Annotated in this window: 11 protein-coding genes; 6 read left to right on the top strand and 5 right to left on the bottom strand. The window is 38.0% G+C overall.

The genetic code is table 11. From position 1 onward, the window contains the following. Positions 1–121: 121 nt before the first annotated feature. Entirely contained in the window at positions 122–1,186 is a 1,065-nt protein-coding gene (locus tag HMPREF2732_RS06730; protein WP_070592195.1) for an MFS transporter, read from the bottom strand. Positions 1,187–1,282: 96 nt separating this feature from the next. Continuing rightward, positions 1,283–2,227, bottom strand: a complete 945-nt coding sequence (prmB, locus tag HMPREF2732_RS06725; RefSeq protein ID WP_070592194.1) for a 50S ribosomal protein L3 N(5)-glutamine methyltransferase — start codon at positions 2,225–2,227, stop codon at positions 1,283–1,285. Positions 2,228–2,311: 84 nt separating this feature from the next. Between prmB and smrB the strand changes: the two genes are divergently transcribed. Continuing rightward, a complete protein-coding gene (smrB, locus tag HMPREF2732_RS06720; protein ID WP_070592193.1) occupies positions 2,312–2,821 on the top strand; it encodes an endonuclease SmrB in 510 nt (169 codons plus the stop codon). Between the two features lie 33 nt (positions 2,822–2,854). Here smrB and argS read toward each other — a convergent pair whose 3' ends face one another. Continuing rightward, a complete protein-coding gene (gene argS / locus HMPREF2732_RS06715) occupies positions 2,855–4,588 on the bottom strand; it encodes an arginine--tRNA ligase (protein ID WP_070592192.1) in 1,734 nt (577 codons plus the stop codon). Between the two features lie 88 nt (positions 4,589–4,676). Between argS and HMPREF2732_RS06710 the strand changes: the two genes are divergently transcribed. The 4 genes from HMPREF2732_RS06710 to dapD all read left to right on the top strand — a co-directional run bounded on the left by HMPREF2732_RS06710 (position 4,677) and on the right by dapD (position 7,015). Further along, on the top strand, positions 4,677–5,246 hold the full coding sequence (locus HMPREF2732_RS06710) for a VOC family protein (RefSeq protein WP_070592191.1): 570 nt from the start codon (positions 4,677–4,679) through the stop codon (positions 5,244–5,246). Positions 5,247–5,250: 4 nt separating this feature from the next. Then, a complete protein-coding gene (locus tag HMPREF2732_RS06705) occupies positions 5,251–5,550 on the top strand; it encodes a hypothetical protein (protein WP_049365853.1) in 300 nt (99 codons plus the stop codon). Positions 5,551–5,573: 23 nt separating this feature from the next. Continuing rightward, positions 5,574–6,038 carry an outer membrane lipoprotein gene (locus tag HMPREF2732_RS06700; RefSeq protein WP_070592190.1) on the top strand — a complete coding sequence of 155 codons (465 nt, stop codon included), beginning with the start codon at positions 5,574–5,576 and terminating at the stop codon, positions 6,036–6,038. A 149-nt stretch (positions 6,039–6,187) separates the two neighbouring features. After that, a complete protein-coding gene (gene dapD, locus HMPREF2732_RS06695; RefSeq protein ID WP_005695977.1) occupies positions 6,188–7,015 on the top strand; it encodes a 2,3,4,5-tetrahydropyridine-2,6-dicarboxylate N-succinyltransferase in 828 nt (275 codons plus the stop codon). Between the two features lie 70 nt (positions 7,016–7,085). Here the strand turns inward: dapD and tehB are convergent, their stop codons facing one another. Both tehB and metG read right to left on the bottom strand, forming a co-directional pair. Continuing rightward, the gene (gene tehB / locus HMPREF2732_RS06690) at positions 7,086–7,946 is read right to left on the bottom strand and encodes an SAM-dependent methyltransferase TehB (protein ID WP_070592189.1); all 861 of its coding nucleotides are present in this window, start codon (positions 7,944–7,946) and stop codon (positions 7,086–7,088) included. Positions 7,947–8,050: 104 nt separating this feature from the next. Then, a complete protein-coding gene (gene metG / locus HMPREF2732_RS06685) occupies positions 8,051–10,099 on the bottom strand; it encodes a methionine--tRNA ligase (RefSeq protein WP_070592188.1) in 2,049 nt (682 codons plus the stop codon). Positions 10,100–10,260: 161 nt separating this feature from the next. Here metG and apbC point away from each other — a divergent pair, with 161 nt between their 5' ends. Next, positions 10,261–11,373: an iron-sulfur cluster carrier protein ApbC gene (apbC, locus tag HMPREF2732_RS06680; RefSeq protein WP_049364122.1), complete on the top strand. Its 1,113-nt coding sequence runs from the start codon at positions 10,261–10,263 to the stop codon at positions 11,371–11,373. The last annotated feature ends 69 nt before the right edge of the window (positions 11,374–11,442 follow it).

Here is an 11,442-nt window from a genome sequence, read left to right as displayed (position 1 = left end):
AAATTGCGTGATAACAGCGCGGTGAAGAAATTGTTTGATAATGTTGAATTAGAAGTGAAATAAGCATAGAAAAATATAAAAGTGCGGTCAGAATTTAATGTGAATTCTGGCCGTTTCTTTTTTACAATAAAAACAAATGTGGCACTAAGTTCATGACGATGACTGTTGCAATAGAAAGCAATAATCGTGATGAACCAAAGATAAAACCTCGGTTGGTACCATTATCAAATTTTACTAATAAATTCGCCATTGCCGTTAAAGCATAGACTTCAATCACTGTGAAAATGACTAAGTAAATATAAGCAGAAACCAAAGAAATATATTTCAACGTAATAAACCAAGGCAGGATAATACCAACAGCCAAGATTGGCGCCACCCATAGGGTTTGTTTAATCGTTAAATTAATTTTTCGAGAAAAATAACTTTGTAGCGATACAGTCAACAACCCATTCACAAAAAGTGCAATGGGGGAGTGTTCCGGCATGCCTAATTTGTTGTCAAATAGGAAAGGGAAGATCACAAAGAATGACGTTGCAATGGAAAGGGGAATAAACAACATCAAATGTACCAATAAAAATTCTTTAGTGATGATTTCTTTAATTTGGATAAAGCGAAATTTCACTAAGGTTTGCAAAGTTTGAATTTGATAAAACGGTTTAACCATTAAGGCAAAGAGAATCGCTTCCATCGCAAAGCAGACCCAAATCAACCATTCAATATGATTATATTTGATAAACGGAATCACCAATAAGGGCGCAAACATAGACGACATGGAAGTGACTTTCAAATATTTTCCCTGTAATCGGGTTTTCTCTTTGTATTCTTCACCCGCGAGTACCAATAGGCAGGCTTTCGCATTGGTACCAAATAAACAGCTACCTAATCCAAAACAGGTGGTAGCAATTAAAAGTAGAATGTAATTATCAGCAAAGAGAAAGAAAATATAGGCGATCACATCTAAAAAGCATCCAAGTAACATCATTTTTGCCAGCCCAAAACGATCGCCCCAGATACCGGCTAAAATCGCTAATGCTTGGTTGCAGAAGAAAAGCAACGAGAGGGAAAAGGCAATTTCACTGTTACTTAAGCCTTTTCCTTGTAAATAGATGAAAAATACCGTTTGCATGGAAAAGAATGCAAGGGTAGAAAAGAAACGACGAGTCAGTAAAAGTTTTTGTAAATTCATTGTTTTATTAAAAAAAGAAAAGCACGCGTTAAGAACGCGCGCCAGTAATTGTTAAGTGCGGTCAAAATTTACGATAATTTTTAACCGCACTTTAGCTTAAAAAGAATCGTGATATTTCACTAAATCTTCGCGGCTGATAGCAAAAACACCTAGGCCACCATTTTTTAGTTCAACCCATTCAAATGGCACATCTGAATATTGTTCAATGAGACTTACCATGCTATTCCCTACTTCACAAACGAGCATGCCATTTGGCGTTAAATAATCTGCTGCTTGTTTTAAAATTTGTTTCGTAATCTCTAAACCATCAACACCGGAACCTAAGGCTAATTCAGGTTCATAATGGAATTCTTCCGGCATATCTGCCAAGTCTTCTTCATCCACATAAGGCGGATTGGAGACGATTAAATCATATTGTTGACCAAAGATATTTTGGAATAAATCTGATTGAATCGGGAAAACACGATGTTCTAATTGGTGACGCGCAATATTGATTTCTGCCACATTTAACGCATCCACAGAAAGATCGACCGCATCTACTTCCGCTTCAGGAAAGGCTTCAGCTGTTGCGATTGCGATACAACCACTTCCTGTACAAAGATCTAAAATACGTTTTGGCTCAGATTTTAAAAGCGGAGCAAATTTATCTTGGATTAATGCGCTGATTGGTGAGCGTGGAATAATCGTACGCTCATCCACATAGAATTCTAATCCGCAGAACCACGCACTATTCGTTAAATAAGCGACTGGCATACGTTGCTCAATACGGCTTAAGACTAATTGTACTAAGGTTTCTTTTTCTGAATGAGTGAGTTTACTGTTAAATAAATCTTGCGGTAAATCGAGTGGTAATTGAAGTCCAGCAAGTACTAATTGAAGGCTTTCATCCCACGCATTGTCATGGCCTTGCCCGTAGTAAATATCAGAACGGTTGAATGAGCTGTATGTCCAGCGTAAAAAATCTTGAATGGTCGTTAATTCACTTGCCACATTATCTTCTAAAATTGTCGCAACAAGTTCTTGATTGTGTAAGGTTTCCATTTTGTGCCTCAATAAAAAATTTGGCTAGTTATACCATAGAATAGATGTGCTATCATTAAGCAAAATAACAAATTGAGAAAAATAATGATAGAACAAGATGATTTCGATCTTTTTCGGGCGGAAACAAAAGGGATCAAACCCATCAAGCAAGATACCTTTGTGGCACCTCGTCAAAAGAGCGGTCAAAAAAAATCCCCTTTACGTGATATTCGAGAAAAAGAAGATACGCTTTTCTATTTTTCCGATGAATATGAACCACTGCTAAATGAACATGATGGTGTCATCAAATATTTACGTGAAGGGGAAGATAGCCATTTATTAAAGCAACTTCGTCGTGGCGATTTTTCACCCGAATTATTTTTGGATTTGCATGGTTTAACCCGTGAGCAAGCCAAAATGGAATTGGCAGCACTGTTATTAGCTTGTGAAAATGAGCATGTTTATTGCGCGAGCATCATGACCGGCTACGGCACGTTTACGTTGAAAAAACAAATTCCACGTTGGTTAGTTCAGCACCCTAAAGTCCGAGCGTTACACCAAGCTCCCAAAGAATGGGGCGGAGAAGCCGCGATACTCATTTTAGTGGATGTATAAAGAAAAAGTGCGGTCGAAATTGACCGCACTTTTTTACATTTTTTCGATTGTCTTAATACCTAATAACGCTAAACCCTGTTTTAAGGTTTTCTCTGTAAGAGAAGCGAGTTTTAAACGGCTTAATTTTACGTTTTCATCTTCTGCATTTAAGATTGGGCAGTGTTCATAGAATGAAGAGAAGACACCAGCCAATTCATATAAATAAGCACAGAGTACATGTGGTGTCCCTTCTTTGCCCACCGTTTGAACGGCTTCTTCAAATTGAAGCAATTTGATGGCTAATGCACGTTCTTTTTCATCTGAAAGCTGAATTTTCGCTTCTGCAAGAGCGGTTGGGTTCACGTCTGCTTTATTGAAGATTGAACGAATACGCGTATAAGCATATTGCATATAAGGCGCGGTATTACCTTCAAAACTGAGCATATTATCCCAATCGAACACATAGTCAGTCGTGCGGTTTTTAGAAAGATCCGCATATTTCACCGAGCCAATACCCACCGCTTCAATAACCGCAGTTTTTTCTTCATCAGATAAATTGGTATTTTTCTCGTTGATTAATATCGTTGCACGCTCAATCGCTTCGTCTAATAAATCTGCTAATTTTACGGTGCCGCCAGTACGAGTTTTGAATGGTTTACCATCTTTACCCAACATCATACCGAAGTTTTTATGTTCAAGTGAGAAGCTATCTGGTACATAACCTGCTTTACGCGTAATTAACCACGCTTGTTGCATGTGTTGGCTTTGACGTGTATCAGAGAACACTAATGCACGATTCGCTTTTAAGGTTTCATAACGGTATTTCGCCGCCGCGATATCGGTAGTGGTATAAAGGAAACCACCATCTTTCTTCTGTACGATAACGCCCATCGGTTCGCCTTCTTTATTCTTGAATTCATCAAGATAAACGACCAATGCACCTTCATCTTCAACTGCTAAACCTTGTTTTTTCAGATCTTCAACGATAGCTGGTAACATTGGGTTATAAAGACTTTCACCCATCACATCTTTTTCGGTCAAGGTGACATTCAAACGATCGTAGTTGCGTTGGTTTTGTTGCATGGTGATATCGACTAATTTTTTCCACATTGTGCGGCAATATTCATCTCCACCTTGCAATTTCACTACATAGTTACGGGCTTTTTCAGCGAAAGCTTCATCTTCATCATAATGTTTTTTCGCTTCGCGATAGAATGCTTCAAGATCTTGAAGTTCCATTTCGCTCGCATGTTCATTTTCCATTTTTTCAAGATAAGCAATAAGCATACCAAATTGCGTACCCCAGTCACCCACGTGATTCGCACGAATAACGTTGTGACCTAAAAATTCAAGGGTACGAACAACAGCATCACCGATGATGGTAGAACGCAAGTGGCCTACGTGCATTTCTTTCGCAACGTTTGGTGAAGAATAATCAATCACGATGGTTTGTTTTTCATTTGCGCTGACACCAAGATTTTGATCTTTTAATGCAGCAGAAACATTATTCGCTAACCAAGTTGGATTTAAGAAAATGTTGATAAAACCCGGACCTGCAATTTCAGTTTTTTCAGCAACATCAGAAAGATCGGCATGATCTAAAACTTTTTGTGCAAATTCACGTGGATTTAATCCTAGTTTTTTAGCCGCAGCCATAATTCCGTTTGCTTGGTAGTCACCAAATTGCGGTTTGCCAGATTGACGAATAAGCGCATCGCACTGTTCATCTGCACCAGCTGCAATCATCGCCTGTTTAATTTTATCGGATAAAATAGATTGAATATTCACGGTTTTTCCTAATCTTGAAATTGAATAATGAAAATAATCGGCTATGATACCGTTGTTTATAGATTTCTCAAAGTAAGAGCAGAAGAAAATGTCAAATTTAATAGAAGAATCGACCGCACTTTATCAAGAATTGCCTTTATTTCAGGAAAAAATTCAGCAATTAGCCGCCGTTATAAAAGTGAATTTGAATGATTTCCAAATTGATCATTTAGCTTTAAGAGCAAATACTGAAGAAAAAGCAAAAAATTGGCTGACAGAGTTATTAAAGTGCGGTAGAATTTTAAGCGATAATATCGTCAATGGGCGTCCTATCTATTTGATTGAATTAGATGAGCCAGTTGATTTCATTGGTCAGCCTGTCGATGTTATTGAATTACCGTTTCCTAAAAATAAACAATATCCCCAAGAAACTTGGGAACATATTGAAATTGTAATGCCGTTTTTATCTCATGAATCTGTTGAGGATTGGGTTAATCGGATTTGCAATACATTTTTATGGAAGGAACTAACTCAATTAACCATGAAGGTGAGCGAACCTAAGGTGGAAGGGGAGCAATTGCCCAATCCATCAATTGCAGTGAGTTTTGTTGATAAAACAGAAAATCACGTTTGCATAAAGGTTCATCCTTATACAATAAAGAAAATACTCGAGGTTTAGTGTAATGAAAAAAATTACCTTAGCATTAACTGTCTTATTAAGTTTAGGTTTATCAGCTTGTTCATCTCAATCACAAAAAGATGAAAGCGCTTATAAAGGTCAAGTTATCTTCACCGAATTACAAGGTGATGATGTAAAATTAACCGTTCGTAAAAACGACTGCTCATACAAACAAGAAGGTGAAACCGAAGTTATCGTTCACAAATACGATTCAACTTTAGTAACTGGTGCTTGTGTGAAAGTATCTGACAACGGTCAAGGCGTGAAAAACGTTTCTACTTGGTCTCCAAGAAACCCAATCTAATTTATTTTTAGAAGGTTAGTTTTATGAAAAAAATAACAGTAGCATTAGCACTTATGATGTCTATCGGCTTAACCGGTTGTGCAAATACCGATATTTTTAGCGGTGATGTGTATGAAGCTGGACAAGCAAAAGAAGCTCGTTCAATTAGCTATGGTACTATTGTTTCTGTCCGTCCTGTTAAAATCCAAGCGGATAACCCAGGTGTAATTGGTACAGTTGGTGGCGGTGCTTTAGGTGGTATCGCTGGTAGTACAATTGGCGGTGGCACCGGACAAGCAATTGCAACTGCAGTAGGTGCAATTGGTGGGGCGATTATTGGTAGCAAAGCTGAGGAAAAAATGAGCCAAGTTAATGGTGCAGAACTTGTTATCAGAAAAGATAATAGAGAAGAGATCGTTGTGGTTCAAAAAGCAGATCCTAGCTTCAAAGCGGGGCGTCGAGTAAGAATCGTTGGCGGTTCATCATTAAATGTTTCTGTTATCAACTAACTAAAACTAGAAATATAAAAAAGCGAGCCATAATTAGGTTCGCTTTTTTTATATTTTAAATCAAAAGAAAGTGCGGTTGTTTTTTGCTTGAAAGTCAAAAATATGATAAAACTAACAACCGTTATTTCACATCAACAATAGGAAGCAAAATGTCAAATTTACAACAAGTTATTGAAGCTGCATTTGAAAAACGTGCGGAAATTACCCCTAAAACAGTTGATGCACAAACTCGTGCAGCAATCGAAGAAGTGATCGAAGGATTAGATAGCGGTAAATACCGTGTTGCAGAAAAAATTGATGGTGAATGGGTTACTCACCAATGGTTGAAAAAAGCAGTATTATTATCTTTCCGTATTAATGATAACCAAATTATTGATGGAGCAGAAACCAAATACTATGACAAAGTGGCATTAAAGTTTGCTGACTATACAGAAGAGCGTTTTGCTCAAGAAGGTTTCCGTGTCGTACCTTCTGCAACAGTACGTAAAGGGGCATACATTTCTAAAAACTGTGTATTAATGCCATCTTATGTAAATATCGGTGCATACGTAGGTGAAGGTACCATGGTCGATACATGGGCAACTGTTGGTTCATGTGCGCAAATTGGTAAAAATGTTCACTTATCTGGTGGTGTAGGTATCGGTGGTGTATTAGAGCCATTACAAGCAAACCCAACCATTATCGGCGATAACTGTTTCATTGGTGCACGTTCTGAAGTCGTTGAAGGCGTGATTGTTGAAGATGGTTGCGTGATCTCTATGGGCGTATTCATCGGTCAATCAACAAAAATCTACGACCGTGAAACGGGCGAAGTATTCTATGGTCGTGTGCCTGCAGGCTCAGTTGTTGTTTCTGGTAGCCTTCCATCAAAATGTGGTAAATACAGCTTATACTGTGCAGTGATCGTGAAAAAAGTTGATGCAAAAACTTTAGGTAAAGTAGGTATCAACGAATTATTACGTTCTATTGAAGAGTAATTAAAATACCATAAAAAATGACCGCACTTGATAGACAAAGTGCGGTCATTTTCTTTTTTAAATTAGCGAATTATTTTTTTCTTGCTAGCATTGTTGCAAATTTTAATTTAATGCGATTGCCGTTTTCGTCGGTTTTATGTAATTCACCCATATTTTCGTTATATTCTAAGAATTCCCAATCTTTGTAATATTCTTTTAATTCACCTTCAGAGAATGTAAATGAGAACGGAAGTGGACAAGGCACTTCAGGCGTGGACATGGCTGCAACAATTAAGTTATAACCACCTGGGTTGGTGTGTTCTTGCATATTCTTAATAATGGCTGGAATTCTCTCTCGGTTTAAGAACATAAATACCACGGTTGATAAAATGAAGTCGTAGTTTTCTTGAATATTGGCGGTGTTAATATCATAAACAGCGGTCTTAATATTCAAGTTTTCTTTGTCTTTAGTTTCGTTCAAGAAGGCGATGCTATTTTCGTTGTGATCCCAAGAGGTCACATCGTAGCCTTTTAAACTTAAATAAAGGGAGTTACGACCTTGTCCGCAGCCTAAATCTAGCACTTTACAAGGTTTGATAATTTTAGCTGCATCAACCACATCACCATGCGTTGCAGTCATATTATATTTTTTGTTGAAGTAATCTTCTTTTGTGCAATAGAAACCAAGCGTACATTCTAAGTCATCAGAAAGGGCTTCAACTCGGTGCCATGCTTGTGGCTCGACAAATGGAATGTTACTTTCTGGAGTGAAAATATGTTCAGCAATGACATCGCCATTTTCGGTTAGCTCATAAAACTTAAGTTTACCTTTTAGCACTGTAAGTTTGCCCCAAGTTCCCACTTTAGTATTGTGTTTTTCTTGGAACATTTTAGGTAATTTATCTTTTGTCCAAACCGGCATTTGTTTATAGCAGATAAGTTCGTTTGTCATAATGAATTCCTTTTAATTTGTGTGATAAATAGCTGATTGATATGGTAGGGTATTTGGTTTCGTTTGGCAATAAAAAAGGCGACCGAAGTCGCCTAAATAGTAAATTATTTTACTTGCATACCGGCAGTGACACCGCTATCAGCTGAAAGTAAGAATAAATCACTTCCGCCAGTACCAGCAGAAAGAATCATCCCTTCTGATACGCCGAATTTCATTTTACGTGGTGCCAGGTTTGCAACCACAATAATAAAACGACCTTCTAATTCTTCAGGTTTGTTGTAAGCCGCTTTAATGCCAGAGAACACTTGGCGAGTATGGTCACCTAAATCTAATTCAAAACGTAAGAGTTTATTGGATTCAGGTACTGCTTCGCATTTCAACACTTTTGCCACACGCATATCTATTTTAGCAAAATCATCAATGCTAATGGTGTCAGCAATAGGTTCGACATTTGAAAGTGCGGTCGATTTTGCCGCTGTTTTTTCTGTCGCTTTGTTTGCTTCAGCGAACAGTGCTTTAGTTTCTTCTACTACCGCATCAATTTGTTTTTTCTCTAAACGAGAGAAAAGCGCTTTAAATGGAGCAAGTTGATGACCTAATAAAGGCTGTGCAATATTATCCCAAGTGAGTTCTGTTTGTAAGAATGCTTCTGCACGTTCAGCCAGTTTTGGAAGAACCGGTTTTAAGTAAGACATCAATACACGGAAAAGCTCAATACCCATTGAGCAAACCGCTTGTAATTCAGCATCTTTGCCTTCTTCTTTCGCAATGACCCAAGGGGCTTTTTCATCAATATATTTATTGGCTTTATCGGTTAATGCCATGATTTCACGAATGGCTTTGTTGTATTCACGGCTTTCATAGTAAGCAGCAATTTGTTCAGCTTGTGCAGTAAATTCAGCAAAAAGCGCTTCGTCTTCTAATTTATCTGCTAATTTGCCTTCAAAACGTTTTGTGATAAAGCCAGCATTACGAGAAGCTAAATTGACTAGTTTATTAACGATATCCGTATTGACTCGTTGAACGAAGTCTTCCAAGTTGAAATCAAGATCTTCGATGCGATCGTTTAATTTAGCCGCATAGTAATAACGTAAACATTCTGGATCAATGTGATTTAAATAGGTGCTGGCTTGGATAAATGTACCACGTGATTTTGACATTTTGGCGCCATCTACGGTGACATAACCGTGAGCAAACACGTTGGTTGGTTTGCGGTATTCGCTCCCTTCTAGCATTGCTGGCCAGAACAGACTGTGGAAATACACGATATCTTTACCGATAAAGTGATAAAGTTCTGCATCGCTGTTTTCTCCCCAGAATTCATTAAAATCAATGCCTTCACGATCGCAGAGATTTTTGAAAGAAGCCATGTAGCCGATTGGGGCATCTAACCAAACATAGAAGAATTTATCTTTTGCACCCGGAATTTCAAAACCAAAATAAGGTGCATCACGAGAGATATCCCATTGTTGTAAACCGCTTTCAAACCATTCTTGCATTTTATTTGCAATTTCAGGTTGAAGTGAGCCAGAGCGAGTCCATTCTTTTAACATGCCTTCAAAAGCAGGTAAGTCAAAGAAGAAATGTTCAGATTCTTTGATGATTGGTGTCGCACCTGATACAACAGAACGAGGATTAATTAAATCCATTGGGCTATAAGTAGAAGCACAAACTTCGCAGTTATCACCGTATTGATCTTCGGCTTTACATTTTGGGCAAGTCCCTTTGACGAAACGATCCGGTAAGAACATATTCTTTTCAGGATCGAATAATTGAGAAATCACTTTCGTTTTAATAAAGCCTTTCGCTTTTAACTTATTGTAAATCTCAGCGGTGATTTGTTTATTTTCTTCACTGTGAGTAGAGTGATAGTTATCAAAACTGATATTAAAACCTGCAAAATCACGGACGTGATCAGCTTTTGCTTTTGCAATTAATTCTTCTGGTGTGATGCCTAATTTATCGGCATTAAGCATAATTGGTGTGCCGTGTGCATCATCAGCACAGACAAAATGAATTTTATTGCCACGCATACGTTGGAAACGCACCCAAATATCTGCTTGAATGTGTTCTAACATATGGCCTAAATGAATGGCACCATTTGCATAAGGTAATGCACATGTGACTAAAATTTTACGAGGTTGAGTTGTCATTATTTTTCTCTTATTCTTTTTGCAAAAATTGCGAGTATGTTACCCGATTAGTGTGATTTTTTCTAGTTTAGTTATACTTTTAGCTTAACATTTGAGGGGGAAAAGGGGTAGAATATCCCTGACAAATTTACTCTACTACCTACTACTATTAAAGGAATATTATGGCAACTGCTTTTTCTGAAAATTTAACAGCAGAACAACAAGCTCAGGTTCTGCAACTTTTCCAACAATTTCAACACCCAAGTTTGCAAAAAGATTTAATCGCATTAAATACTTTGAAGAAAGTAGAAAAAGGTGGCGATGTATTGCGTATTGAATTACAACTGCCTTTTGCATGGAACACTGGCGTGGAGCAAGTGAAACAACAGCTTTCTGATGCGTTATTAAAAGCAACGGATAGCAAAGAAATCAAATGGGTAGTGAATTATCAAATCGCAACGTTAAAACGTGCGAATAATCAACCCGCTGTAAAAGGTGTGAAGAACATCATTGCAGTGACTTCAGGTAAAGGCGGGGTAGGGAAATCATCCGTTTCGGTGAATCTTGCGCTTGCTTTACAAGCTCAAGGTGCTCGCGTAGGGATCTTAGATGCAGATATTTACGGCCCATCTATTCCGCATATGTTAGGTGCGCCGCATCAACGCCCAACTTCACCAGATAACCAACATATTACCCCAATTAAAGCGTATGGTTTATCTGCTAACTCGATTGGTTTCTTAATGGATGAAGATAATGCAACCATTTGGCGTGGTCCAATGGCAAGTAGCGCATTAAGCCAACTTTTAAATGAAACCTTATGGGACAGCTTAGATTACTTAGTGATTGATATGCCACCGGGTACAGGTGATATCCAATTAACGCTTTCACAACAAATCCCTGTAACGGGTGCGGTAGTGGTCACAACCCCACAAGATATTGCATTATTAGATGCGGTGAAAGGTGTATCGATGTTTGAACGTGTATCGGTGCCAGTGTTAGGTATTGTGGAAAATATGTCTATGCATATTTGTAGCAATTGTGGTCATCACGAAGCAATTTTCGGTACTGGTGGAGCAGAAAAAATGGCACAAAAATACAATGTGAAAGTATTAGGTCAGTTACCGTTGAATATCCAAGTTCGTCAAGATTTGGATGCGGGTAAACCAACTGTAGTTGCTGCACCAGACAGTGAAATTGCGAAATCTTTCTTAGATTTAGCAGAGAAAGTATCAACCGAGCTTTACTGGCAAGGTTCTGTGATTCCAAGCGAGATTTTATTCCGCGAAGTGAAATAATTACAAAAACATCATAAAAATTAACCGCACTTTAGGTCATCTAAAGTGCGGTTATTTTTTTAGCGAAAT

The sequence above is a fragment of the Haemophilus sp. HMSC061E01 genome (assembly GCF_001810345.1).
GTDB lineage: Bacteria > Pseudomonadota > Gammaproteobacteria > Enterobacterales > Pasteurellaceae > Haemophilus_D.
Note: the sequence above shows the minus strand (reverse complement) of the source record. Positions and strands in the feature narration are given on the sequence as shown.